This window comes from Paenibacillus sp. TCA20 (assembly GCF_000732325.1).
Classification (GTDB): domain Bacteria; phylum Bacillota; class Bacilli; order Paenibacillales; family Paenibacillaceae; genus Paenibacillus; species Paenibacillus urinalis.
Genome location: NZ_BBIW01000002.1, coordinates 234,317 through 260,596 on the forward strand (window position 1 = coordinate 234,317; position 26,280 = coordinate 260,596).

Below are 26,280 nucleotides of genomic sequence, written 5' to 3' on the forward strand. Positions count from 1 at the left end.
TCATGACATCCGTCATTTATACAAAAAGAACGACCGTTCTTAAACGACCGTCCTTCATGCTTATTACCCTTCTGTATTCTGACTGTGCTGTCTTCGATACTGCTGAGGAGTCACTCCTGTGTGCTTCTTAAACATTTTCGTGAAATGCTGATAATTGTAATACCCGACTAGAGTTGCACAGAGCAGCTCCTTCGCTTTTGCAATTCTCGCCTGCGCAATATATTCCGATATGGACAGCCCTTTTTCTTTTTTGAACAATCGTGATAAATAAGCCGGATGCAGCTCTGCAAACTCAGCGAGCTCCTCTCTGCCCAGGTCCTGCTCAAGCCTTCCATCAATATACAGACAGACCTTCTCAATCGCAGAATACGTATCCTCCCCTTCGGGGTGAAGAAGAGCCGATGCGCGTGTAATTAACTGATGCGCCCAATCTCTGAGCGTTTGGATCGAACGAGTTACTTCTCTCTCTTCAGGCTCATCTCCCGAGTATAAGCTGTGCAGAGCAATACCGTTCTTGTGCAGAAGCGGGATGATGGTATGAAGAAGCGCATGATAAAATGACTCCAGCAGCTCAGCGGTGAGCGAGCTCTGATGCTGCATCCAATCTATGAGCTCATCTGCCTTTTGCAGCACTTCCTTGATTTTTCCAGTTGCGAGCAGTACGGCAATATCCTCGATCCAAGGCAGAGGCACCAGCTCCTTCACGCCTGCTTGTCCTGCGCGGTCTGAGCGAAGATAATAAACATCTTCACTCCCTGCGATATGGTGCCGATGCTCCTGCATCAGCATCTTATAAGCATCGGGAAGCTTCCATATACTTGTATAATTTCCGATACAACATGAGATCCGGGCCGAGAGATATGTACTGCATCTGGCTATATAATCTTTACAGTGATCCAGTATTTGATGGGCAGCGAGCGGCTCCTGTAGCAGGACAAGGACATATCCTCTCTGATCTAAAATGACATGTCCCGCTGCACCGCTGAGCACAATTTCCTCCGCCGCATTGCTTAGTCCGAACTCAAGGATATCCAGGTCTTTGGACGGGAATGTCCTGAGCCACTCCTCAACTTTAAATAGAACCGGCAGGATGCTCATGCCGCCCTCGACATCTGCGTGATAGATCAGCTTCAGCTCATGAAACTGAGATTCTGTGAGATGAGATCGGCCCGAATATAGATCCTTCCAGAATTTAGTGATTCGCTTCGTGCTCCAGAATCGATCTTCATTTAAATAGTTCAGATACTGTTCTTTTAGCCGGGCAAATTCATCGTCATGACTTTTTTTCTCTAATGCACGCTTCACGGTATGGATCAGATCAGTGGATTGAATCGGCTTCAGCAGATAATCGAAGCTGTGCATCTGGATTGCCTTTTGTGCATAAGAGAACTCGGCATGTCCCGTCAGAAAGATGGTCTCCAGCTGCGGCACATGCTCACGGACCCAGCTTTGCAGTGATAACCCATCCTCCTCCGGCATTTCAATGTCACAGATCATGATATCGATCTTCTCTTGTGTGAGAACTTCTCTTGCTTCGTCAGCTGACATCGCCGTGTATAACCTGTCAAATCCGATATCACTCCAATCCACGGCATGCTTCATGGCTTCCAGCGCGTAATATTCATCATCCACGATGAGCAAGCTGTACATCCTTATTCTCCTCCCTCACCTTGCTGCTCTCTATATAGTTAATCGTCAGGTACACAAGGGCTCCGCCATCAGGGCTGTTCTCAAACTGGATCTGAGGCTCTATCCCCTTTACCTTCTTAAGCCGGTGCTTGACATTCCATATCCCAATGCTTCGTCCTGTTGCTTCTTCGGGATGCAATTCCCCCTGCTGAAGCCTAACTAATACGTCCTCGGCGAAGCCCGTGCCGTTATCCTGAATTCGTATTCTTAGCTGCTGTTCATTAGGGACAAAATCGAGCGTAATGTCCAAACGCAGTATACTTCTCCCTTTGCGGAAGCCATGCACAATGGAATTCTCTACGAAAGGCTGTATGGTGAGCGGTGGAATCAGCATTTCTTCGATATCCGGGTCTACGGTCAGCTCATATTGCAGACGTTCAGGAAAACGCAGCTTTTGAATTTCGAGATAATTTTTAATATGCAGAAGTTCATCCTTGATCGTAATCAGACTTCGATCCGCCTGCATACTGAAGCGAAAATACCCGGCAAGATGCTCCGCCATCTTCTGAACGAGCTCATTCTTGTGAAGTGCGGCAAGACTATGAATAATGTGAAGTGAATTAAGATAAAAATGCGGATTGATCTGCATTTGGAGCTGCTTGAGCTCGGCCTCCTGTACACGAAGCTGCTCCTCATACATGCCTATCTTCAGCTGCTGAACTTCTGCAGTCATTTGATTAAACGTATCTGTAACAAAAGTAAACTCAGGAGATGAGGATGGGCCAAGCTTTACACTCAGATCGCCCCTGCTGACCTTTCTCATTCCGGTTATCAGTGTATTCATCGGTTTAAACAAAACCTGTCTCAAGAAGAACAATACAGAGACAAGTAATAGAGCAGCCACGACTGGGATAAACCGGATAATCTGCTGAAATACAGGCAAGTTCCGTACAATACTCGCCTCGGGCAGCATAACGACATAATGAATGGCTCCGTCATGTGCGGGAACATCAATTAGCAAATATCGTCCTTCGCGTTCAGAATCACCTACGATGTCGTAGAGCGAATCCTCTTCTGAATTCTCTAATTGAAATGCGGACGCAAGCTTCACTACATGGTCAGGTACCACTGTGCCGGAGAGCGCCTCCCCTTCTCCTGACAAAATAACCGCCCCTCCGCCTTCGCCCCAATCCGCACGGTGTACACGCTCATTCAAGCTGTTGATCGGCACCCAGGCCCCAGCGATGAATTGCTCGTTAATCCGCACCGTTTTTACGAGATGATAGGTTCCCTTAGTCTGAACAATTTCCCATTTATGTGTCGGGACTTCTGCGCTCATCGAAGCAGCTGCAGGCATCATGGTTGAGAGCGCGTTGATCTTCTCGTCATACCCCCGCTGCGTAGCTAGCAGCGTATCCTTGTGAACGGTATCATACAGAAATAAGCCGTCCAAGAGATCATAGAATCCGAGATCTGTTCTGAATTTATTTACGATCCGCTGCTTGGCAATCGTGTAGTCACCACTGCCATAGGGCAGAAAAAACAACGAAATGATATCTGGGTCCTGTTCCCCCAGGCTATATAAGTAGCGATTCGTTTCCTTAAGGATCCGCTCGTTCTCCTCGACATTTTTGAGGACATAATTGCGATTGGTCAGGGATACCTGGTCGCGAACCACACTCATCGCATACACATTGTTAAAGTATAGAAACAGCACGAGCGGAGCCATAATTAAACAAAAGCCGGTGATGAATTTAAAACGCAAGGATGATCTTGTACGGAGTTTCATCTGCTGCACTCTCCACTTCCTACCATGCTTGAAAACGTTATCAAAAATGACATCTTCTGTAATTCGCTGGAACAATGACGAATCCTTTTTTCTTTTCCGTCTTAATTTGAGGATTTTTATTGCATGGCTTCATTTGTCAATCATCCTGAACACATGGTCATAAAGGTTACATAACAAGTAATAGAATTACAATTTATGTGAAATCAATCACAATATAATCTTTCCTCTTTTATTATGATAAAGACATAAATAACGGATTACGCTAGGGGGCAAGCATGATGGATACAGCGAAGGAAAAATTGGTCATCATCGGCAATGGCATGGCTGGGATCAGCACGGTTGAACAGATCCTCAAGCTGACGACACGATTTGATATTACGGTCTTTGGCAGTGAGCCTTATCCGAACTATAATCGGATTATGTTGTCTTACGTTCTGGAAGGCAGTAAAACGGTGGAAGATATTATTCTGAACGATCTGAATTGGTACAGCAATCAAGGTATTCGTCTCTTTACAAGAACCAAAGTGGAACGTATCGACGCGAATACACGTGAAGTGATTGCAGCAAATGGTATCAAGGTGCCCTATGACAAGGTTATTATTGCTACAGGCTCAAGCTCCTTTATCCTTCCGGTTCCAGGCAGCGACAAACAAGGTGTTGTTGGTTTCCGGGACATTGCTGACTGTAATGAAATGCTAGAAGCGTCTAAACAATATAGCAAAGCGGCTGTAATTGGCGGCGGATTGCTCGGTCTTGAAGCTGCAAAAGGCTTAGTCCAGCTCGGAATGGACGTAACTGTAGTTCACTTAATGGACACCCTCATGGAGCGTCAGCTGGATCGAGATGCTTCACAGATGCTCTTAGCAGAGCTTGAGCGGCAAGGAATTAAGTTCAAGCTGGGGGCACAAACCAAAGAGCTGTTCGGCGACAGCAGAGTCCAAGGATTGCGATTTGCTGACGATACGGAGCTGGAAGCCGATTTTGTCGTTATGGCGGTTGGCATCAAGCCAAATATCGGTGTTGCACAGGATAGCGGAATAGATGTAAACCGTGGTATCGTGGTGGATGATTATATGCGCACTTCTATGGATCATGTCTATGCGGTCGGAGAGTGTGCAGAGCATCGCGGCACTTGTTATGGTCTTGTCGCTCCCCTGTTTGAGCAAGGTATGGTGCTTGCCAAGCACATTAGTGGAGCGGATACAGCTCCTTATGAAGGCTCTGTCGTATCCACTAAGCTAAAAATATCCGGAGTCGATGTGTTCTCAACCGGAGAATTTATCGAAGGACAAGAACACACGGTCATCTCCCAGAAGGACGATTGGAAACGTACGTATAAGAAAATATTGCTTAAAGACAATGTTATGGTCGGAGCCGTCTTGTTCGGCGATATCGACAGCTCTGCCGAGCTGCAGAAGCTGATCAAGCAGCACGCTGTCATGACAGATGAACTGTACAGCTCCCTCATGGGAACCGGCTGCGGCGGTCATAAGAAAGTAAGCACTGTGGAGACCATGTCTGATGATGAAATCGTGTGCGGATGTAACGGGGTTACCAAAGGTACCATTGTCAATGCCATCACCGTCGAAGGCAAGACCACTCTCGATGAAATTAAGGCATGCACCGGTGCAACACGCTCCTGCGGAGGATGCAAGCCTGTCGTAGAACAGATTCTACAATATGTGCTTGGAGACGGCTTTGCGGCAAATGCCAAACAAGGAATTTGTGGCTGCACCGATCTCAGCCGAGATGAGATTGTCGCGGAGATCCGCGAAAAAGGTCTTAGCACCACCAAAGAAGTAATGAATGTGCTTGGCTGGCAGCAGCCGGAAGGCTGCTCCAAATGCCGCCCTGCCATTAATTATTATCTAGGCATGGTTCATCCGGAAACGCACAAGGATGAGAAAGAATCGCGTTTTGTTAACGAGCGCTTGAACGCCAACATTCAAAAAGACGGCACATACACGGTTGTACCTCGGATGTATGGCGGTATGACGACTCCTGAGGATCTCAAGAAGATCGCCGATGTTTCTGTGAAATACAATGTGAAGCTTGTCAAAGTAACGGGGGGCCAGCGCCTGGATTTGGTCGGTGTCAAGAAGGAAGACCTGCCTAAAGTATGGGAAGAGCTTGATATGCCATCAGGTTATGCATATGCCAAATCATTAAGAACCGTTAAGACCTGTGTCGGTTCCCAGTTCTGCCGATTCGGAACACAGGATTCCATGAGTATGGGCTCCCTTCTAGAGCATAAGTTTGAACGGCTCGATTTTCCTGCCAAATTCAAGATGGCCGTTAACGGTTGTCCACGGAACTGCGCTGAAGCCTGCACGAAGGATATCGGGATTGTCGGTAATGACGGCGGCTGGGAGATCTTTATCGGCGGAAACGGCGGAATCAAGGCTCGTCTTGCAGATTCCATCGGTAAAGTGAAGACAGACGAAGAGCTTATTGAAGTATGCAGTGCTGTAATACAGTATTACCGTGAAACCGGCAAGTACCTCGAAAGAACGTCCGAGTGGGTAGAACGGATGGGTCTCGAACAGATCAAAGCCGTTATAATGGATAATGAAGAAGAACGTAAAGCCCTGCAAGAAAGAGTCGAGCTTGCCCTTCGTTATGTAGAGGATCCATGGAAGAAGGTTCTGGGAGATACTGAAGTACAGCAGCAATTGTATGGCGTGAAAGTGAACTGATCTTGAAAGGAGAATACTCCGCATGAACACTGAGGCTACAACATTTTACACCGCAGGACAAATCTCTGATTTCCCTGCACAATTAGGCCGGGTTGTTACGATTAAAGATAAAGAGATTGCCGTCTTCCACCTCTCAAACGGAGATGTCTGTGCCGTAGAGAATCATAATCCTCATCCCAAGGGCGGTCCTCTTGCAGAAGGCATCGTATCAGGACATTATGTATATGATCCGTTGTATGATTGGAAAATTGACCTGTACACAGGTCAAGTGCAGGAGCCCGATACGGGAGAGGTTCAGGTCTTCCCTGTCAAAACCGAAGATCATACGGTCTGGATCGCAGTCTAGCACACCTATTGGAGTGGAGGGAGCACTATCCATGTTTAAACCTACTGTAGAAGCCATCATCGAAGCAGCCGTAAGCAAGAGAGATCATATGAATGAACAGCTGCCCCGATATTTCATATCCACCCTGCTTGCAGGAGCCTATGTTGGTCTAGCCATTATCTTAATATTTACCCTGGGAGGCCCACTAGCGGCAGCCGGATCTCCCTTCCAGGGCTTGGTCATGGGCGCATCCTTCGGGCTGGCTCTCACCCTGGTCATTTTCGCAGGATCTGAGCTGTTTACAGGTAACCATATGTTTTTTACCATGAGCACATTGGCTGGAAGAACGACGTATAAGGATACGTTCAAAAATTGGGGAATCGTATTTGTCGGCAATTTAATCGGCGCATTGCTGCTATGTCTTCTGATTCTCGGTACCGGATTATTCAAGGCAGCTCCTGCCGAGCACCTTATATTTACAGCTGCAGCGAATAAAATGACCGCTCCGTTAACCGAACTATTCTTTCGAGGAATACTATGTAACTGGCTCGTCTGTCTCGCAATCTGGATGAGCTTCCGGGCCAAAGACGATATTTCAAAGCTTGTCCTCATTTGGTGGTGCCTGTTCGCATTCATCGCCAGCGGTTATGAACACAGTGTCGCCAATATGACCTTGTTATCACTCGCCTCTCTGCTCCCGAATGCACCCGAAGTGATCACACTTGGAGGCTGGCTCCACAATATGATTCCGGTTACCCTTGGTAACATGGTTGGAGGAATCTTGTTTATGGGCATGGCTTACTGGTTTATCTCGCCGGTAAGATCCAAGAACGTATCCAAGGCTGCTACGGAACATGCAGATCAAGTTCATAAGCATGTATCATAGATTCATCGTAAATGTAATTATTAAAAAATGGCTCTGTGGATAATCCACAGAGCCATTCCTATTTTGTACTAATAAATTATTCTATAACTACGACTAATCCAAATGCCGCTCATACATAAACCATGAACAGAAACGAATTAGGGGAACCAGTAGAAGGATGGCACCCACATACCCATTAATAAAAATAAATGAAATGATGGAGAGTAGAATTGATACAGCAGTCATCCAATTGGCTGCGGTCCCATTGATCGGCTCATCACTAATAACGAAGGATTGACATCCCTTGAGAGCGCTGGCATAACAAGCATTATGGTAAGCCAACAATGACATGAATGATAAGCTGACAACCAAATCGTGCCTGGATTCAATCTCAGCATGACAGTGTACACAGTATATGGTTCTAGTATGTCCCACAGTAGTGCCTCCCTATCAGGTACAATCCCAGTCATTATACCACAATATGGTAAGGCACTCATCTCTACTTCACTCGCAGAACTTGCCCTACATAAATAGTATAGTTCGCATCGAGATCATTCCACGTCTTCATATCCGCAATGGTACTTCCATATCTGCGGCTTAGCGCATAGACCGTATCTCCGCTCACAACCGTATGATAGATAACATTCGTTTTCTTGACCAGGCTGAAATTTTTGACGAGCCCATTTACATGCCCGCGAGCTACAGCATCTAGATGCGCATTGGACGCCAGCAGCGCGGCATCCGCCGCAGTATCGATGAATCCATTTTCAGTTAGGATCGCAGGCATATTGGATTCTCTAAGCACATGAAAATTAGCCGATTTTCGTCCCCGATCTGTCATTGAGATCATTTTCATGACCTCTGTGTGAATATTCGTCTGATAGGTTGTCGTCGGTGCTGTCGTACCAGGATAGATATAATCCTCGTAGCCAGTGCCCCCGCCAGCATTGATATGAATAGAGAGGAAGTAATCTGCCCCCCAAGCGTTTGCAGCATCCGTTCTTTGCGTCAATGTGACGGTCTCATCACCTGTACGGCTCATCAATACAGATACATTCTGATATTCAGCCAGCAGGATCGAACGAACCTTATTTGCAATGGTAAGTGTCAGCGCTTTTTCTTGAAGCCCATTTCCTACAGCTCCGCTATCTGTTCCTCCATGACCTGGATCAATAAATATTTTGACCATATTGATCACCTCCGCTATCATTCTATGAATTTGTGCTCACATATGCTTGGACACTTCGAATCTGTTCCGAGTAAAATACTTCTGCAATGCGATGGAGCCGCATAAGCTAGTTATTGATTCATAGGAAGATAAACAAGCTGTATGTTTTGTCTGAGGTTAGGAGTGACTCATGTGAAAGAAATAAAAAAAGAATCCTACATCGCCAAGTACTTGCAGCAGCTGCTCAATGTCATGCTGTTATTGCTGGCTGTCATTCTCTCCATGTTTCTCGTTCGTAAAACGATGCTCATCCTCGATACCTTGCTGATTCAAAGCGAGCCCACTTCATATTATTATCTGGCGGAAGGTATATTGGTTTACTTTCTGTACTTTGAGTTTCTATCTCTTATTGTAAAATACTTTACGCATAATTATCACTTTCCACTTCGCTACTTCATCTATGTCGGAATCACCGCTATCATTCGGCTTATTATTATCAACCACGAAGATCCTATCGATACATTTACGTATTGTCTAGCCATTCTCGTTCTCGTTATAACGCTCTTTATTGTCAACTCAAGAAATATGGATGGCACCTGATGCAGCACTGCTCATAATGAAAAGAACGGCAGCGATCAAGAGTCACTGCCGTTCTTTATGTAAGAGATATTCTGTTATAACACTTTCGTCATGAAGACACTATAAGGATCTTCTATGTAATCCGCAAACGGAGGGCAATACTCGAATCCGCATTTCTCATACATGATCCTTGCGGGGATGAAATCGTCCGTTGATCCTGTTTCCAGCGAAAGTCTCCGGTATCCACGATTTTGGGCTTCTGTCATGATGTGATTCAGCATCAGCCTGGCCACCCCTTTTCGCAGATGCCCGTCAGCGGTTCGCATGGACTTCACTTCACCATGTTCAGCATCGAGCTCCTTAAGAGCGCCGCACCCCAGCAGTTCACCATTCTCCCAGACACTCCAGAACGTGACCTCCTGCTGCTTCAAGCCGTTAAGATCCAGCGCATGTACGCTCTCAGGAGGAGAATAATCGAGCATACTTGCTATATGATGTCTTATCAAATCTTGAATCTCCCTACCGCTTAAATCGTCAATTCTAATCTCCATCCGTATCCGTCACTCTCCTGTTTTCACTGCCATATTCTCGTGATCTGAATTCATCTTAACAGGATATGAGGATGTACAAAAGCAGAATTTTTCTGCCGCCTCAGTTGTTTAACTCTTCTTCAGAGCCGGATTCCAACCGTCATTCCCCTGTAGAACCTCAGCTGGTGAATAGGTATGAAGCTGCTCTGGTTTAAGTTCATTAGCCCATTCGACTCTATCACCCTCTGTGCCGGGACCATGACTGCCATACTCCGCATAGCCTACCGTCTGCTCTCGCTCCAGCTTCCCCCAATTGTGCCAGCCTGCCGGGTGAATATGCTGCCCGAGATCACAGTTTATAAATGTCGTTTTGGCATATTCACGCCAGGGTCTGCCTAGGTACACTGACTTTGGCTCTGCATTACCTGTTAAGGTGCAGTTCCAGAATACATATCCGAAATTCACGTCTCTCGCCGTCGATGCTGCAGTTATATATCCAGGAGCTGTACCCTCCATGATTCCATCTCCATTTACATTTCTGCGCTTGGAGCAGACCTCGCATTCAACAAAGACCGCCGTCGCCGAACCAAAAATAAAATCAACATCTCCCTCGATATAACAGGACTCATAATATTGACGAACAGGGCGTCTCGGGAAAATGTCACGCGGACCTCCAAAGCTGCCTCGATCGATCGGCTGTTCCGGAAGCGGCCCCGTAAACAGAGTGTCCTGATGTCCAAGCATTCGACAATGGTAAAAAGAAACCCGATCACCATCCACATAGGCCGCGATGGCTTGTCCGATCGCCTCTCCACTTCCTGCACTGTTCTCTATAGTCAGATGGCTGACCGTTACATCATCACTGGAAATTAAGAGTGTATATGTATGAAACGTGTGGTACGGACTGCCGTCCGGGAATAACTTGCGTGCATAATCTCCGTATGTAATGATGGTGTCTTCCGCACCCTCGCCTACAAGATTAATACCCGGATGACTTAAATGAATCTTCTCATGATAAATGCCTGCTCTTATATAGATGGTGCAGCACTCAGAGCTCCCGGCTCTAAGATGGGGAAGATGATCAATCGCTTCCTGAATTGAAGTAAAGTCAGCCGTGCCATCTTGAGATACCGTTATTTCAATCACTTGATTAGCCCTCCTTTAGCAAAAAGAACCCGATCAATCCTTAGACTGAATGAGTTCTCCAACTGACTTTTAATTCATTATGCATTGAAAAATTCAACGACGTTTGCGCGAACGAAACAGGTATACTGCAATACCTAGTATAATTGCGATTGGAATAAGAATTACCAATAGAGTTATTATGATGTTCTCCCATAAAATCGTCAATAGATCACCCCACCTATAAATATCATATGTGGTTGATTTTAACATATTAATAGAAAGGGAGACACAATATAGTAAGAATCAATTTACATATCGTGAATGCCGGTAAAATATTATTCAGCAACCGTCGCTTTCACGTCGTACATAGATACTTTCGTCTCCAGCAGATAATCCGGCTTCTCTTGATTCCGGCTGTTCCGATGTCCTGCAATATGAGCAGGGCTCTTCTCCCAAGCCTTCCAGGCATCCTCCGACTCCCAGCGGATCATGACGACAACCTCTTCTACCTCTTCGTCCTTCTTGCGGTTCTTCTTCACCATCACCGTACGGTCAATAAATCCAGGAATTTCTGTCATTGGACCGCCAGGCTGGCCAAAACGCTCAACGACAGCATCGCTGAAGCCTTCTTTAACGGTAATTGCTCTTATTTGAATCAACATGTGAACACCCTCCATATGATAGACAAGTATAAAAATATAGTAAACGATAATGATTATCAGTGTCAATAAAAGGGTGTTCTACGCTTGCTAAATTATATATTCACATCCAATCATTATCCTCGCCCTGCCCATCCTCTGTCAGTATGGAAGCGCTCATCTCGTCTGCTATATTTTGAATATCCTCCGAGTAGATCAGGGTCATGCCGTAGCCGTCCGCTTGATGCTTTTTAAGCGCTTTTTCTTTAATATAACGCGGACTGCCGGGACCATTATCTTCATCATAAACCAGTAGAATATGATCCGTCTTCCGAAAGAGAAGCTCGTCTCTCGCCGCAAACTGCCAAGGACCCGCATAGGGCTGCTTGCTGACAATACCATAATAATCAACATTTCTTAATATATCTTCGTAATACTCCTTCTTGTCATCAGACCATTTCTCTTCCGGATTCATAAATGCAGATATAATGGACAGCTTTAGCTGCGGGTATTCTTTCTTTAGTTCAATGACAACCTCGCATGCCCACAGATCTACACCATACTGACCCGGGGTGATAATCCACTCGGCGCCTTCCTCAATAAGCGTAATCAGCTTGGATCGGATCGCTTGCTTAATATAAGGAATACCCGGGTGCTTCTGATTGAAGATGCCGAGCTCATTGGCCCGGTATCCAGTAACTAACACGTTTTTCATAGCCTGTCTTTGTCATACCGCCCTTCACTGTCATGTGCTTCTATATATCGTAACATACATGAATCGATTTCATAATCACTCCAGCTATTTTTTGTTCACGATCAGCAGCTCTGTTCTTCGTGTCTCATACGTGTGTGAAATGCCTTCCTCGGAGAGGACTCCGAGTTTAATCAGACTTGCTATTTTCCCAGTATCCGCCTTCGACAGAAGCTTCCACACCTCTGGATCTGGCAATGCTTTATATAGCAGTTCGTCATCGTATTCCTTCCTGTTCTGGACAACGATCCTGGCTTCATATTCTCCATGCTCCATGCGGACCGCATTCTCTGCTGTAAGATGATCAATCATCTCCAGGCGCAGGCTCGACAGCTCATCATCTATATCTTTCTTCAGCTTCTTCAGCTCAAAATAACGCTCCATTTGATCTATCATCTCATCATCACGCTCCTCTTTATAGATGTATATGCAATAAGCCCAGGTTCAACGACAGATCAACAGCTTAACTGGTAGAAAACAGTTATAGTCAACGCATGCCCATTGAATTATGTATACAGCTATGCTAAGATAGCGTTAACTTTAGGAACGGAGGGATACCGCTATGATTAATTGGATTCGAGTTAGATTTTCTTTTGCCCTTAACTAAATAGGCAAAGACTCTGCTCTTATGTGTAAGGCAGAGAACTCGGATTCGATCTATCCATACGCTGGTATTTCACAGAAGATAGACGAAGAGGACAGGAGTGAGATCCCTGGCCTTTTTTCTTATACAAATAAACGGGTGTGCCCTTTACCATGCCGATTGCGCGCTGTGATTCTAGGACACTACCTGGCTGTATTCCCGTTGTAACTCCGAGTTCTCTTGAACCTGTACACAGGCAGAAGGTTTAGCCTGTGTTTTTTTATATTTCAGGTGTAATCATAAGGAGGACGATGGTATGACACAACCATTTAAAGATAAAGCAGTAATTATAGGACTACAAATGAACGGCCAAGAGGATTTCGAGCACTCCATGGAGGAGCTTGGTAATCTGGCTAACGCTTGCGACATCGAGGTCGCAGCCGTGCTTACACAGAAGGCTGAGCGAATTCACCCGGCTCACTATATAGGCAGCGGCAAGATTGAGGAGCTCTCTGATCTGCTGAAGATGCTGGAGACCACCATTGTGATCTTTAATGATGAGCTCTCTCCTTCTCAGGTTCGCAATCTGGAGAAGAGACTGGATGCGGCTGTGCTGGACCGGACAACACTAATCCTGAATATCTTTGCCGAGCGTGCGAGATCTAGAGAATCCCAGCTCCAGGTAGAGCTGGCTAGGCTTCAATATGTACTCCCAAGATTGTCCGGAATCAGCTCTTCCTCAGGCAGACAGCGCGGCGGGGTCGGCACGAAGAACAGAGGTTCAGGAGAAACCAAGCTGGAGCTAAGCCAAAGACGGATCGAAGAGAAGATTACAGAGCTGAACCGTGAACTGGAGCTGCTCGTTTCCCAGCGCCAAACGCAGCGCCGTCGCCGCCAAAAGACAGAAATGCCGGTCGTGAGCCTGGTCGGCTATACGAATACAGGCAAATCCAGTCTCATGAATGCCATGCTTGATAAATACGATGCTGCAAGTGACAAGGCTGTACTGGCTAAGGATATGCTCTTTGCCACCTTGCAGACTTCGGTAAGACAAATCTCACTTCCAGATCGTAAGAGATTTCTTCTCACCGACACAGTTGGATTTGTTAGCAAGCTGCCGCATCATCTTGTAAAGGCTTTTCGTTCTACACTTGAAGAGGTGCTTGAATCCGATCTGCTCCTGCATGTTGTAGACGCGAGTAATTCCGATGCCGAGCAGCTCATTGAAGTGACCAATCAAACATTGAAGGATCTCGGTGCCGATAAAATCCCGGTCGTCTATGTCTATAACAAAATCGACCTCAGCAGCGAATTGATGAAGGAAATACAGGTTCGTAGGCCAGCTGTCTTTGTATCGGCCAAAACAGGTCAAGGACTCGACCAGCTGGAAGATGCCATTAAGGAGCAGCTGTTTGGGCATTATGAGCGAGTGGCGCTAAACATTCCATATGACCAAGGACATCTGCTCTCCTATTTCCATGAGCATGCGAATGTCGAAACGGTTCTTTATGAAGAGGATGGTACGAAGCTGACCATTGAGGCTTCACCTGTTGAAGTGAAGAAATGGAGCCATCTGCAAGCAGAATAAAAAAGTTTAAAAAATAGCCAATCCCTTGTTATAATTAAGGGATTGGCTATTTTCCTTATTATCCGTATAAGCGTGAGTATTCGTTATATCCTCAGCACTATTTTAAAGGGTACGTCCAAAAGTATTCCGTCATCAGCCGATCTGCAAATTGCTTGTCCTTGAGAAGCGACTCACCTGATAAGATACGGAACTGTGAGCTGTGTGCTGCGATGGACTGTACCTTATTCAGCTTAAATTTCTGAATGTCATAGAATACATCCGGTTCACCGATAGCTTCCTTGTGACCGTTGGAGAACGCCAGGCATTGCACAACAGGTCTCCGATCCCGATCCATTGCTTCAACTACTCTGACAACCGCTGCACCCGTTGCATCATGATCCGGATGAACACTATAGCCTGGATAAAATGTAAATACAATCGAAGGATTTAATTCTTCAATCAGTGCAGAAATCGCTCCATCCAGCAGATCACGGTCTTCGAACTCAATCGTTTTGTCATGGAAGCCGAGCATCCGTAAATCTTGAATTCCGATGGCTCTACAGGATTGCTTCAGCTCTTCCTTGCGAATCTCCGGCAGCGTGACACGGTTGGCTATTGGAGGATTTCCCATATTCCGCGCCATTTCCCCGAGTGTGAGACAAGCATATGTAACCTGTGCTCCTTCGCTTGCAAATTTCGCCAGTGTTCCCGACATTCCAAAAGATTCGTCATCCGGATGCGGAAGTACAACTAATATATTTTGTGTCATAAGAACCCCACTTCCTTAAAACAACGTTCTACTGAGCAGCAAAGATACGATCAATCGGCCTTCTTTGTCATGACCTGCCAGCAGTATGCGTCCTTCTTCATTTTCTTCCCAATGCGTCAAACCTTCTGTATAAACCCAGCCTTCCTTCGTCTTCAAGCCAACTCTATAGTAGGTATCGCCGACAATGGTTCCCTTACTGTATCTCACCGGAACGTTCTTGATAAAATTCGCGGCTGGATGCTTCGAGCTATCATTATGGGCTGCATAAGCACCCATCGTCATTTCCATATGAAGATACAGATCTTCGTTCGCGTACCGGTCAAGCTGCTCCTGCACCATGGCTATATTTATTAGCTGCATAACAATTCCTCCGTTACTCCTGCATTCCGTGAGCATTTACAGATCACAGATATGACTTCTCCTAGCCTGCACGATACTCCATATTCGTTAACAGGCTCTTATAGCAGTATAGCTTAAAAAAAAGGGAAAATAAAATGATTGATACGAAATTTATTCCATCTTAACGAAACTACTCTTACTTATGCTGCGTATATGGAAGAGTAATGCATGAATTTATAAGGAGGCTGCTTATTCTATGTCGTTTTTTAATAAAATGCTGGCCAAGGTCGGAATTGGGGCTGCAGAAATTGACACGCTGTTGGAAAAAACATCTTATGTACCGGGTGAAACGGTCAAAGGTGTTGTTCGCATAAAAGGCGGCAGCGTTGAACAAGAAATAGAGAAAATTTATATTCAGCTGATGACCCGCTACATTCGTGAACAGGATGACCGGAAAGTAGACTATAACTATACACTTGCCAAATTCAACGTATCTAAGAACCTTCGGATTGAGAGTAACGAGCAGCTGGAAATTCCATTCTCCTTCCCACTTCCGCTCGAAACACCGGTAACATATAATCGTCAGCCGGTATGGCTGAGTACAGGTCTTGATATTGAGATGGCGATTGATCCAAAAGACCATGATTCGATTCAAGTTGAACCGCATCATTATATGTCAGCTATTTTTGAAGCGGTAGAACACCTCGGCTTCCGATACAAAACTTCATCCTGTGAGCATGCTTCCAGACTTGGCCGCGGCGTTCCTTTTGTACAAGAGTTTGAATATTACCCGAGCAGCTCCTTCTCTGGACGCGTTAAAGAGCTCGAGCTCATGATGAATCTGGATCAAGACGGTGTTCATGTGCTCGTAGAGGTTGACCGCAGGGCACGTGGGCTTGGAGGATTTTTTGAACAGGCTTTCGATTTGGATGAGCGTCATGTCAAGCTATACTTTGACCGGGCGGATATTGCTCAAGGCACAGAGCATATTGCTCGTCAGATTGAACGTGTTATTCACGATCAATCCAGATAATTTATACAAAGAACGCTGGTTTATTCTCACTTCGAGTGAGAATAACCAGCGTTCGTTTTTTTTCATTTATGATGGTTGAAGTGTTCTTGTTACACACGACAAGTTACTTAATTTTGATTACGATGTTTCGGGATATCAATCGGTGGAGGAGGATAAACACAGCAGCAAGGACCAATGAAGTAAGCATCGCCGTTGTCGTCGTCAGCTCTATAGGGTAGATAGGAATCCAGTCAGACAGCAGCTCCTCTGCATCACCGCCGCCCCACACCATATCAAGGAGGATGAGACCAGCGAGTCCTACGGGAATCGATAGCATCCCGCCGAAGAAGCCAAAGCGATAAAAGCTCATAGAAACCATCCATCCTGCTAAATAATAAACTAGAAACTGCAATGTAAATATTATAAACGGCATCAAGCTAAACATCTCATATCCAATAACAACGGATTCTTGACGGGGTATTCCAGCCCATCCCAATATCAAGTACTGAACTCCTGAAAGGATCCACATGAGGATCGGGAGAAGGATGGATAGAAGAATGACAGCTATTGTAGAACCTACAAAATAATCCTTCCTAGTTACCCCTTGATGAATATAGTGCTTCAGGAAAGCATAAGAGGATATAATCCCGATTACGAGCATGTAGGTCTTAGATGCAGTAAGTCCAAAATTCATAAAATACATGGAGGCTGGGGATTCCGCATCAGATACGTTCAGCTTGATGAAATCGGGAAGGAGAAGCATCATAAACTGAACCACAAATAAGAATGAGACATACCACAGAGTCCAAACCATCTGGACATAAAACAAATCGAATGCGATCTTCTTGCTGTTCTCAAAAGGTTTCATTTCCATCATGATTCTTCCTCCTCCGTTAATAGAATGAATAGATCCTGCAGCGGGACATTCCCTAACTCCAGCCCCAATTGCTGAGCGGTCAGGCGCTGCTCCTGTGATAACTCCCCATAGATGACTGCTGATTTCGTACCGCCTAACTGCTGTACATTCAGCACTTTCATCCCCTTCGTAAATGCATCGACGGTGGAAGCTGCTCCTGTGACAGTAGCTCTTCGAGACAAGAGCTCATCTGAAGTCTCTTTGAGTACAAGCTGTCCTTTGTTGATGATAATGACTTCTTCGAACAAATAGTCCATTTCAGATACCAGATGTGTAGACATGATAATCGTCCGAGGATGTTTCGCATGATCTTCCAACAACTCTTTATAGAACAGCTCTCTAGTCGGTGCATCCATTCCTAGATAAGCTTCATCAAATAAAGTAACGGGAGCTCGGGCCGCAAGTCCAATCGTTACGTTAACTGCGGACTGCATCCCCTTGGACAGACTGCTCATCCCCTTATCGAGTGGAAGCTTGAAGCGTTTCGCTAAATACAACGCATAATCCATATCGAAGTATGGCCTGTAGCGTTCAGCCGATTCCAGCATCACTTTTACTTTTTCCGTCTCAGCGGAGTAATCCATCTCGTACACAAAAGCCACATGACGCATAATTTTGGCATTCTCATACGGGTTCTCTCCATGAATTCGAAGAGTGCCTTGTGTCTGGCGTCTAAACGATGCGAGTATCGTTAATAAGGTCGTCTTACCCGCACCGTTTCTCCCCAGCAGCCCATATATTTTGCCACTGTCCAAACTTAGGGATAAATTATCGAGCGCTACATGCTTCCCATATTTCAGACCGAGCTGATTCATCTCAATGATCATGAATTCGTCCCCCTTGCTCTTCGTTGTTCAATTAACTTAATGAGCTCCTGATCTGTCATCCCGAGCTTCTCTGCTTCCTGCAGCATCGGCAGGATGTATTGATCCGCAAAGGCACCCTTACGCCCTTCAAGCAGCTTCTCTCTTGCCCCTTCCGCGACAAACATGCCTACACCTCTCTTTTTATAAATAATCTCTTCATCGACCATAAGATTGATCCCTTTCGAAACCGTAAGATGGTTAATCTTATAGAACTGCACGAGTTGATTGGTTGATGGAATTTGTTCGTGTTCTTTAATCTCACCGTTCACGATCTGGTCTTCGATCTTTTCCTTGATTTGCTGAAAAATAGGTTTGTTATCCGTTAGTCCTTTGCTCAATATACTCTCACCACCTGTTCACCATGCGTCGTTCGATATATGGTTATATAGTTATGTATATAACCATATCACATATTTATGACAAGTCAAGCTGAAATGACACTTGATCTGCCTAAATACAAAAAAAGACTGAAAAAGAGTACTCGCCTCTTTATCCAGTCTTTTTATCATCTAATATTTGTGAGAGATCGATTCAATCATCAGCTAATCAGAAAGGTCACCGCCAGGATCGTCCCAATAATGCTGACGAATAAGAACCAAGCCATCGGCCTTGCATGATTAATCGTCCAGCCATAACCCATTCTTTTTTCCACAAAGATAGCAGGGTCCTTCGGGTCAAAATAAAACATCCCCAGCTTCCAGCTCTCATCGTTCCCATAGGGCTCAAGAGAGGAAGGCTCTGCTTGAAGCTTCACTCGACTTCCGCCCTGGCCCGTTGTGAAGTACAGAATCGCTACACCGACAAGTACTAGGCATACAACCGCAATAACGACCGCCATCATGACACCTGCATCCACAGGATATAACATGGTAAACTGCATGAAATTGAACAGCAACACCAGCAGCAAGGAAGTAATAACATTAAAAACAGAGTTTCTCATCCGAAAGATTCGGTTCTTACTTAATGAAATCTCAGGGTTATCTGTATCAACCTGTTGTTTGCTGCGATAGATCATAGAGTTTATGAAGATAAACAAGAGGGTCATCATCAACTGCATTATGACAGGCATATAGACTGTTCCCAGGCTCTTATCCCGAATTGTCGTCGGATTACCCTGCAGATCATACTGAAACGGAATTTGATCCGGGAAGCGATCGTAGTTTATGGCAGTGAATATAGCGGTACCGATAATAATGAGGACATGAATGAAGTACCACTTGTTAGATATAACCAGCTTCTTTTTGCGAAATGTAGTGTCTATGCTCATCTTGGACGGCTTAATTGAGGCAGGAAGCTGCTCAGCCTTATATCTCTTCATTTTATTGTGAAAGTAGAACAAGGTGATGAAGTGAATAATGACTACGCCAAAAATATAGATCATCATCCATGTTGCCTGCTTAGCCGAATCCTGAACAAGGCTCGTTCCCCACAGACATATAGCGAGAAGGGCTACCTGCAAAATGATGATGACAGCTGCAAAATTTCTTCTCATTCTCTTCAGCGGTTCGCTGTAGAACACCTCTTCACTCACCGTTATTCCAAAGCTTTCTGTCCGCCGGGTAAAGTAAGGCGTGAAAGCAATAAGCAGAGTGATAGGTAAAAACATAACTCCAAGCATTACAAAATGAATCCATTGCATGCTCATCTCTCCTTCCAGTCTTTACATTATTGACTATGGCTTAATATCCTTATAGATATCGTTTACAATGACTTCCAATTCATCTCTAGTCATCCCACGAAGAATGGCCTCCGCAATGATGGGACGAAGCTGCTTCAATTGTCTTGCTGCAAAATCGCCATCCACCTGTGGCATCCCGTCTGGATTAACGACAACACCCTTCTGACGATGTACATGAATGTAATGATCCTGCTTCAACAAATTATAGGCTTTGTTAACGGTATGAAGATTAATCCCGATGTCCTGCGCCATACTGCGCACAGATGGCAATGCTTCTCCCGGCTGCAGCTTCCCGCTCGCAATTCCCTCAATTATCTGATTCGTCAGCTGTGTGTAAATAGGCAGATCTGACTCCATATCAAGCTCAATGATCATGATTTGTTTCCACCTCCGATGCATTTGTTGTATGTGTTATATATGTAGTATAACAGTTAGAATGAATAATTGTAAATAGGACGTTTCAAACGTTCCATTTTTGGCTGTCTCTCTCCGGTCGCTCACGAAAGTCAAACGTTTCATTTTTGGCTGCCTCTCTCCGGTCGCTCCGCGAAAGTCGTTCGTCATCCAAAAATTCCACTCGGGGTGGTGTTTACGTCCAGTGTTCCCCTCTGGACGTTGTTGATTAAATCACTTTTAGATTCTGGCTGCGCGGAATATAAGTGTTTATATGGACGGTCCATTTTTGGCTGCCTCTCTCCAGTCGCTTTGCGAAAGTCGTTCGTCATCCAAAAATTCCACTAGGGTGGTGTTTGCGTCCAGTGTTCCCCTCTGGACGTTGCTCACAAAAAAGCAACCGTCCTCGGTAATAACCAAGGACGGTTGTAACGTAATTACGTATGTTATGGATCGTGATATCTGATGTGTAAGCTTTTTTTCTAATCTAACATTCCGCTATATTTCTGTCGGACCTGATCTTTTAGTTCATTATAGTAATGTCGATGTACATCATCTCCTATGTACTCGGCATGTTTCAGTTGTTCTGCAGAAATATGGGAGGACTCAAACTCCAATACATTGTTGTTCAATTGATTTATGTTAAACTTACCTTGATATGAACCGTTTATAGCATACGTGTTCTCGCCAGTATTACGTAAGAACAACAAATACGAATCTAGGTCATTCATTTTCACATAGCCCTCTAAATTATAGTATATACCTTCATGAAATCTGCCATCTTCCATTACGGTTATACGATTATTTTCTTCTAATATCTCTTTTCCCTTAATCACTGTGTCAATGCTGAACGGTGTTTTTCCGAGCTCCTCTATTACTTCTCCATTTCCTGCTTTCACTTGATAGGTTCCCTGTTCTCCTGAAACATGCCCAACAACGATGAAATCAGATAATTCCTCAAGCATGCTTAAATTGTTATAGATCGGCATCCTGGCTTGTGTTGTTCCAAGCCTGTAGTTAATATGTTTTGATGCAACCGGCTCGGCAGTACTTCTATCTCCATGTACATTGATTAAACTTAATCCTATCGTGGAAGCAATCGCTAAAAGGGTTATCACAGTTAATCTTTTTCTCATGTCGTCATCTCCATTCAGTCTTCTAGATTAACTAGACTAAATAGGATCCCGTTTTGGTTCCATTATGTACGAGTTTACATTCGTCCTTGAGTTGAGATCTTGGCTGTATGCTAAATATACTATCCACACAAAAAGGCAGAGCCAGATCAATGAATCTGGCTCTGCCTCCTATATTAGCTTGTTCTTGTAATTTTGGGAGCTGGTGCAGTCCGTCTCTCCCATTCCGCCAGCGTGTTGAAGGCCTCATCATTCGTATCACCGCACATCGCCGGCTCTGCCTTTAGTCTGCTGCATACCTTGGGCCTCTCGGGAAGGCCAAACAGCCTGCATTTGTTCTCCTCTGTCAGCTGAACGCATCTTACGCCAGCAGGCTTACCATCGGGCATCCCTGGAATCGGAGATGATATGGATGCTGCAATACAGCATGCCCCACAACCGGTTCTACACTCCATCTTCTACACCTCTCATTATAGCCAGTTCGCAAGCCAAGGCTTATTTGTACTAGCTTATGCGAAAGACATAGCGCAATATAACTGCTTGTTCTATAGAGCTCGAAGAACCTGAACCTAGCCTGTCTTTACACTATAACGATGCAGTTGTCCAGGTGCTCCCTTGAACTGCAGCTTCTTAGTTTCAATCAGTGACCGTAATCTAAATTCCAAGAAATCCTTGCGCAAATAATAACGATGAAGCTTAACAAGCACCTCAGCCACAACCTTGGAAGCAGGAACGTAGTGATCATCAAATTGCAAACCAAGCTCCGTTACAACTTCATCGATGATATCATCCAGTGCGTTCTCATCGCTGCATCTAAACTGATTATTCTCCCATAGTCTGAGCGGTAAATCCTTCAGAGAGAGATCTTGCCAATCCTTGGTGAGCTGGATTCTTTGTTCACTATTTAGAGAGACCTTCTGTTCCAGCCGACCCAGCATCGGAATAAAATGTTCCTTTTTAAGCTGGGCTAGGTTTACAGGTAACAAAACAGGCATTTTATTCTCAGCCTCTATGTCACTAGCTTCACTTAAAAAGAGCGTTTGGTATTCCTCCGCAACGTTATTCAATACGATCTGTACTTCCCGATCCTGTAACAAATAAACCGCAAATCGCAAACCAATCTGATCATGTGCGTGATCTCCGTGCCAGATCGTAATTCTGCTTCCCTCCGGAATCGACTTGATTGCTTTGATGACTGTTCCAATCTGATGCTCGGGATTGTACGTATACAGTTTGTCATAATTGGACAATCGCTGGGACATCCACGATATACGGCTATTCTCTCCATCTGTAAGATCAATGCCAGACAGTGGGCCATATGCAAACCAGTCATTAAACGAAAGTACTTTGTGTGAATGACGAATTTCCGCTTTATGTAATGCAGCTTTCATGACTCCCTGCTCTGACATCCCAAACATTAAATGAACATGCTGCTCCGTCATGTATGCCACCTCTTTCTATAATAGGGATGTAATTTCAGCCATTCCCGGTAGGACGTATGTTATACCTTAGGAGGCTTCAGATAATACTGGTAAGTCTCATTAGGAACACCAGCAAATTCAAGCTTCTTATTCGCAATTAACGATCGAAACCGAAATGATATCAGATGAGCACTCGTTAATTCAGGATAACGCTCGAGTATAGGTTCAATCAATAGTCCTGCTGACACATATTCCTTGTTATAAATATATTTATCATCCACCATATGAATATGGCTATATTGTTCGTGAATGACTTCCATGATTAAAGAATCGTAGGCATCTTCCGCCAAAAACTGGAGTTCACCTTCTATTAATACGCGCAGCATTTCACTGCGGCCTGAAATATACAGCCATTCACTCGCATATCGTGCTCTATCCTCTTCTGATAACAAATTCCCCTGAGTTCTCTGTATGAGCTGAGAGAAATCTTTCGTTTGGAGCTGATGTAAGACCGTGTGGTCCACTTTTTTATCGACATCTGGCAAAGGATTTCTCCCAAGTAAAGGCTTATACTCTTCTGCAGGATTTAAGACCCGAACCTCTGCCTGTACTCCGCGAAGCAAATGCAGTACTAAACATGTAAATATATAGTCATGCGCATTGCTCTCTGCCCATATTGTAATCCGTTTATGATCCGGAATGCTCTCAAATATTGGCTTCATTGCTGTAATATGATGTAATCCGTTACTAAAATAATGATCATAGCCCATATGATTCATCATCCACATGTAACGTTCTGTTTCATATTGCTGCTGGTCAATATGGCGCAACGGTCCAACCGCATAGAAATCCTCCAAGCTGTATACGATGGCTTCCTGCCGAATCCCTGCCTTCGATAAGGAGAACTTTAACTTACCAGCTGTAAATAGATTCGAAGTTATATAGATAGTCTGAGGAGTAACTTCTTGAGTTAATTCCGTATTCAATAAGTTACTCCGAGGAGTAACATCTTGAGTTAATTTACGGATTCGAGATTCTTCCAAGCATTCACGCCAAGTCTCCTTAATTCTACGGCCCAGCTCTTCGCTCTCCGAGCCCGACTCTCCGATTGAAGAATCGCTTTGTTGCAGCACCCAATCAACAAATTGCTTTAATCTATAGTGATCCATCTCGTTAATTTCATTGTTATAACTAATCCTAATTGTAAGTCCCCATTTCTATTGTATAAAATGGTTAAGTGAAGCATCATATCTTCTTGAAGCGCAATGCTCCTTAATCAATTTATAACTTGTTAATTCGACCACCTCAATACAGCTCTTCGAATCAGGTGAATGTATCATTTTGCCGTCCCCTATATATATACCTACGTGATGAATGCGTCCTTTTCCTTCTTCATATGCAAAAAAAACGCAGGTCTCCCGGACGCAGCCGATTACTCACTGCTTCTGTTCCTGCTAGAGCCTGATCTGAAGCATCCCGTGGAATGGTAATTCCTTGAGATGCATACATACTATATGCAAAACCCGAACAATCATAGCCATATGAGGACAATCCTCCCCACAAATATGCCAAATTCAGAAATCTGTTTGCTTCTGCTGCAATGCGGCTTCCTATGTCTAAGCCTGTTCCGGCATGATGATCTAAGAAGGTAACATCCTTCATGCTGAGTACTCCCACTCCATGAGGAGAATGAACATAGACCTCTGTATCTCTCACTTCTATTAATGGAAGCTTTGTTAAATAGCTGAGTTCCAAATACGGAGCTTCTGCATCTTCTAACAATAGCGCCATCTTGGCAAATTTAGCATAAACTTGTACCAGCCTATTTTCATGAGTCTGAGCATGAATATAATCAGTACCTCTATCTTGAACATGATCATGCACGTGAGTATTATCTTTCTCTTGATTCTGCACAGGAGCATTAACTTCCACCACCGTATTCATTTGCCCCTGAGCGCTCTTCTGCGCATATGAATTGATTTGCACCTGTGCATTTAATCGTACTCCGCTGTCACGTGCAATGTCACGGCTCCATTCCGTAAGCTGAATATAAGGAACCCAGCCCGGATATCCGAGCGGATCCTTCCTTGTGGCTTGGTTAGGTATGCGGATGTTCGCCCATCCATTCCTCACCTCTATGACTACAACTTCCTCGGCATATAGAACCTGGGTTTGGGTGCGATTTGATGTGCACAAGTCCAGCCGTTCATCCGGAGTCAGACTGCTGAGCCAAGCTCTCATATCCGCTTTATTTTGCAGCACGTTCATATCCATTGCCCGCGGAGACTCCGGTGTAGTCCATACCGTTGCAACCGGGACACTCACTACCATTTTTTTCAGTCCGGGTCTGTATTCAGAAGGTTTCATCCGGTTACCCCCATCCCTTCTTGAATGTGTACATCATGAATTCCGAGTCCAGCTGCATCCGTAAAACGGATAACCCTGCCGTCATAAACTACACCACCGTTTATATCTCTGCAATCCATCATTAGCGGCGCGTCAAAATCAAACCTTGTTATGTTTTTCTTGCTGGCTGCAAAATGGGCGGCTGCGGTTACCGCAACTTTGGATTCAATCATACTTCCCACCATACACTCTACACCGTATTCTTCGGCAAGCTGATTAATCATTTGGGCCTTATAGATCCCCCCGGCTTTCATCAGCTTAATATTGATCAAATCCGCAGCACGGTGCTGCAGCACTTCAAGTGCCTGGCTTGGAGTGAATACACTTTCATCAGCCATAATGAGTGTATCCACAGCGTCTGTTACGGTCTTGAGCCCTGTCAGATCACTCGCTCTCACGGGCTGTTCTACCAACTCTATATTCAGGTTCAGATCCTCCAGCTTACGAATACAGCGGATCGCTTCCTTGACCTGCCAGCCCTGATTGGCATCCAGCCTGATTCCTACCTGGTTACCGACACGGTTGCGAATTTCTTGAATTCTGGCAATGTCCTCTTCGATCGGGTCTTTCCCCACTTTAATCTTCAGCACATTGAAGCCCTCAGCTACACAGCGCTCCGCATCATCTGCCATTTCTGCCATCGTTCCCACACTTACTGTAAAATCCGTCTCGATCCGGTCCCGATATCCACCAAGGAATTGATATAGAGGCATACCACTGTACTGTGCGAGCAAATCGTAAATCGCCATATCCACTGCCGCCTTTGCACTGCTGGAACCCACCATGACCGTATGTATTGTCTGTAGTAGCTGCTCGTAAGCGAGCAGGCTTCTTCCCTGAATAGCAGGACCTAAGGTGTGAAGCACTGCTGACTCAATACTGTCAAGACTGTCTCCTGTAATTACAACGGTAGCCGGCGCTTCACCCCATCCAATTCGTCCATCACTGGCTGTCATTCGAACCAATATCGATTCGCTTTGTGTAACGGTTCGTAACGCAGTTTTAAAAGGCTTGATTAATGGCGTATATTTGCGCATAACCTCAATATTCTGAATTTGCACTTTGATGTACCTCCTTGAAATTTTAAGCGAGGATCTTACCT

At 44.9% G+C, this 26,280-nt stretch carries 29 protein-coding genes; 6 read left to right on the plus strand and 23 right to left on the minus strand.

What is annotated here, in order from left to right:
* Positions 1–63 precede the first annotated feature (63 nt).
* Both TCA2_RS26050 and TCA2_RS04855 read right to left on the minus strand, forming a co-directional pair.
* The gene (locus TCA2_RS26050) at positions 64–1,650 is read right to left on the minus strand and encodes a response regulator (RefSeq protein WP_052511746.1); all 1,587 of its coding nucleotides are present in this window, start codon (positions 1,648–1,650) and stop codon (positions 64–66) included.
* Positions 1,625–3,418, minus strand: a complete 1,794-nt coding sequence (locus TCA2_RS04855) for a sensor histidine kinase (protein WP_047910444.1) — start codon at positions 3,416–3,418, stop codon at positions 1,625–1,627. The genes TCA2_RS26050 and TCA2_RS04855 overlap by 26 nt, the downstream gene beginning before the upstream one ends.
* Before the next feature lie 278 nt (positions 3,419–3,696).
* Here TCA2_RS04855 and nirB point away from each other — a divergent pair, with 278 nt between their 5' ends.
* Genes nirB through TCA2_RS04870 form a run of 3 tightly spaced genes read left to right on the plus strand, consistent with a single transcriptional unit; the run spans position 3,697 to position 7,325 of the window.
* Positions 3,697–6,114 (plus strand): nitrite reductase large subunit NirB, encoded by a 2,418-nt coding sequence (gene nirB / locus TCA2_RS04860; RefSeq protein ID WP_047910445.1) that lies wholly within the window; start codon positions 3,697–3,699, stop codon positions 6,112–6,114.
* A 22-nt stretch (positions 6,115–6,136) separates the two neighbouring features.
* Positions 6,137–6,460 carry a nitrite reductase small subunit NirD gene (gene nirD / locus TCA2_RS04865; RefSeq protein WP_047910446.1) on the plus strand — a complete coding sequence of 108 codons (324 nt, stop codon included), beginning with the start codon at positions 6,137–6,139 and terminating at the stop codon, positions 6,458–6,460.
* Positions 6,461–6,491: 31 nt separating this feature from the next.
* Positions 6,492–7,325, plus strand: a complete 834-nt coding sequence (locus tag TCA2_RS04870; RefSeq protein ID WP_047910447.1) for a formate/nitrite transporter family protein — start codon at positions 6,492–6,494, stop codon at positions 7,323–7,325.
* Positions 7,326–7,418: 93 nt separating this feature from the next.
* On the opposite strand, the gene TCA2_RS26865 is transcribed toward TCA2_RS04870, so the two are convergent.
* Positions 7,419–7,739: a hypothetical protein gene (locus TCA2_RS26865; RefSeq protein WP_152557650.1), complete on the minus strand. Its 321-nt coding sequence runs from the start codon at positions 7,737–7,739 to the stop codon at positions 7,419–7,421.
* 64 nt (positions 7,740–7,803) lie between these two features.
* The gene (locus TCA2_RS04875; RefSeq protein ID WP_047910448.1) at positions 7,804–8,493 is read right to left on the minus strand and encodes an N-acetylmuramoyl-L-alanine amidase; all 690 of its coding nucleotides are present in this window, start codon (positions 8,491–8,493) and stop codon (positions 7,804–7,806) included.
* Positions 8,494–8,664: 171 nt separating this feature from the next.
* Here TCA2_RS04875 and psiE point away from each other — a divergent pair, with 171 nt between their 5' ends.
* Complete coding sequence (gene psiE / locus TCA2_RS04880; RefSeq protein ID WP_274338394.1) at positions 8,665–9,072, plus strand: phosphate-starvation-inducible protein PsiE; 408 nt, start codon at positions 8,665–8,667, stop codon at positions 9,070–9,072.
* Between the two features lie 74 nt (positions 9,073–9,146).
* Here psiE and TCA2_RS04885 read toward each other — a convergent pair whose 3' ends face one another.
* From TCA2_RS04885 to TCA2_RS04905, 5 genes are all read right to left on the minus strand, one after another.
* Positions 9,147–9,602, minus strand: coding sequence for a GNAT family N-acetyltransferase (locus TCA2_RS04885; RefSeq protein ID WP_047910450.1), 456 nt, complete (start codon positions 9,600–9,602; stop codon positions 9,147–9,149).
* Between the two features lie 108 nt (positions 9,603–9,710).
* On the minus strand, positions 9,711–10,727 hold the full coding sequence (locus tag TCA2_RS04890) for a pectinesterase family protein (RefSeq protein WP_202964129.1): 1,017 nt from the start codon (positions 10,725–10,727) through the stop codon (positions 9,711–9,713).
* Positions 10,728–11,041: 314 nt separating this feature from the next.
* Positions 11,042–11,368 carry an antibiotic biosynthesis monooxygenase gene (locus tag TCA2_RS04895; RefSeq protein ID WP_047910451.1) on the minus strand — a complete coding sequence of 109 codons (327 nt, stop codon included), beginning with the start codon at positions 11,366–11,368 and terminating at the stop codon, positions 11,042–11,044.
* A 100-nt stretch (positions 11,369–11,468) separates the two neighbouring features.
* The gene (locus TCA2_RS04900) at positions 11,469–12,059 is read right to left on the minus strand and encodes a DUF1273 domain-containing protein (RefSeq protein ID WP_047910452.1); all 591 of its coding nucleotides are present in this window, start codon (positions 12,057–12,059) and stop codon (positions 11,469–11,471) included.
* 84 nt (positions 12,060–12,143) lie between these two features.
* Positions 12,144–12,491: a hypothetical protein gene (locus TCA2_RS04905; RefSeq protein WP_047910453.1), complete on the minus strand. Its 348-nt coding sequence runs from the start codon at positions 12,489–12,491 to the stop codon at positions 12,144–12,146.
* Between the two features lie 503 nt (positions 12,492–12,994).
* Here TCA2_RS04905 and hflX point away from each other — a divergent pair.
* Entirely contained in the window at positions 12,995–14,266 is a 1,272-nt protein-coding gene (gene hflX / locus TCA2_RS04910) for a GTPase HflX (RefSeq protein WP_047910454.1), read from the plus strand.
* A gap of 97 nt (positions 14,267–14,363) precedes the next feature.
* On the opposite strand, the gene bshB2 is transcribed toward hflX, so the two are convergent.
* Both bshB2 and TCA2_RS04920 read right to left on the minus strand, forming a co-directional pair.
* Positions 14,364–15,014, minus strand: coding sequence for a bacillithiol biosynthesis deacetylase BshB2 (bshB2, locus tag TCA2_RS04915; protein ID WP_047910455.1), 651 nt, complete (start codon positions 15,012–15,014; stop codon positions 14,364–14,366).
* Between the two features lie 15 nt (positions 15,015–15,029).
* Entirely contained in the window at positions 15,030–15,374 is a 345-nt protein-coding gene (locus tag TCA2_RS04920) for a YojF family protein (protein WP_047910456.1), read from the minus strand.
* A 235-nt stretch (positions 15,375–15,609) separates the two neighbouring features.
* Between TCA2_RS04920 and TCA2_RS04925 the strand changes: the two genes are divergently transcribed.
* Complete coding sequence (locus TCA2_RS04925; protein WP_047910457.1) at positions 15,610–16,386, plus strand: sporulation protein; 777 nt, start codon at positions 15,610–15,612, stop codon at positions 16,384–16,386.
* Between the two features lie 103 nt (positions 16,387–16,489).
* Here TCA2_RS04925 and TCA2_RS04930 read toward each other — a convergent pair whose 3' ends face one another.
* From TCA2_RS04930 to TCA2_RS04980, 12 genes are all read right to left on the minus strand, one after another.
* Entirely contained in the window at positions 16,490–17,242 is a 753-nt protein-coding gene (locus tag TCA2_RS04930; protein ID WP_047910458.1) for a hypothetical protein, read from the minus strand.
* Positions 17,239–18,108, minus strand: a complete 870-nt coding sequence (locus TCA2_RS04935) for an ATP-binding cassette domain-containing protein (RefSeq protein WP_047910459.1) — start codon at positions 18,106–18,108, stop codon at positions 17,239–17,241. The genes TCA2_RS04930 and TCA2_RS04935 overlap by 4 nt, the downstream gene beginning before the upstream one ends.
* Positions 18,105–18,485 carry a GntR family transcriptional regulator gene (locus tag TCA2_RS04940; protein WP_047910460.1) on the minus strand — a complete coding sequence of 127 codons (381 nt, stop codon included), beginning with the start codon at positions 18,483–18,485 and terminating at the stop codon, positions 18,105–18,107. The genes TCA2_RS04935 and TCA2_RS04940 overlap by 4 nt, the downstream gene beginning before the upstream one ends.
* A 200-nt stretch (positions 18,486–18,685) precedes the next feature.
* A complete protein-coding gene (locus TCA2_RS04945; protein ID WP_047910461.1) occupies positions 18,686–19,786 on the minus strand; it encodes a DUF1648 domain-containing protein in 1,101 nt (366 codons plus the stop codon).
* 33 nt (positions 19,787–19,819) lie between these two features.
* The gene (locus TCA2_RS04950) at positions 19,820–20,200 is read right to left on the minus strand and encodes a GntR family transcriptional regulator (RefSeq protein ID WP_047910462.1); all 381 of its coding nucleotides are present in this window, start codon (positions 20,198–20,200) and stop codon (positions 19,820–19,822) included.
* 500 nt (positions 20,201–20,700) lie between these two features.
* Entirely contained in the window at positions 20,701–21,354 is a 654-nt protein-coding gene (locus TCA2_RS04955) for a hypothetical protein (protein WP_047910463.1), read from the minus strand.
* Positions 21,355–21,527: 173 nt separating this feature from the next.
* Positions 21,528–21,806, minus strand: coding sequence for a YkgJ family cysteine cluster protein (locus tag TCA2_RS04960; RefSeq protein WP_047910464.1), 279 nt, complete (start codon positions 21,804–21,806; stop codon positions 21,528–21,530).
* A 114-nt stretch (positions 21,807–21,920) separates the two neighbouring features.
* Positions 21,921–22,793, minus strand: coding sequence for a DUF1835 domain-containing protein (locus TCA2_RS04965; protein WP_047910465.1), 873 nt, complete (start codon positions 22,791–22,793; stop codon positions 21,921–21,923).
* Between the two features lie 59 nt (positions 22,794–22,852).
* Entirely contained in the window at positions 22,853–23,941 is a 1,089-nt protein-coding gene (locus TCA2_RS04970; RefSeq protein ID WP_047910466.1) for a DUF1835 domain-containing protein, read from the minus strand.
* A 48-nt stretch (positions 23,942–23,989) separates the two neighbouring features.
* Complete coding sequence (locus TCA2_RS27450; RefSeq protein ID WP_370510314.1) at positions 23,990–24,112, minus strand: hypothetical protein; 123 nt, start codon at positions 24,110–24,112, stop codon at positions 23,990–23,992.
* A 52-nt stretch (positions 24,113–24,164) separates the two neighbouring features.
* Positions 24,165–25,139 carry an NlpC/P60 family protein gene (locus tag TCA2_RS27455; RefSeq protein ID WP_052511748.1) on the minus strand — a complete coding sequence of 325 codons (975 nt, stop codon included), beginning with the start codon at positions 25,137–25,139 and terminating at the stop codon, positions 24,165–24,167.
* On the minus strand, positions 25,136–26,239 hold the full coding sequence (locus TCA2_RS04980; protein ID WP_047910467.1) for a dipeptide epimerase: 1,104 nt from the start codon (positions 26,237–26,239) through the stop codon (positions 25,136–25,138). Before TCA2_RS04980 ends, TCA2_RS27455 begins: the two co-directional genes overlap by 4 nt.
* Between the last annotated feature and the right edge of the window lie 41 nt (positions 26,240–26,280).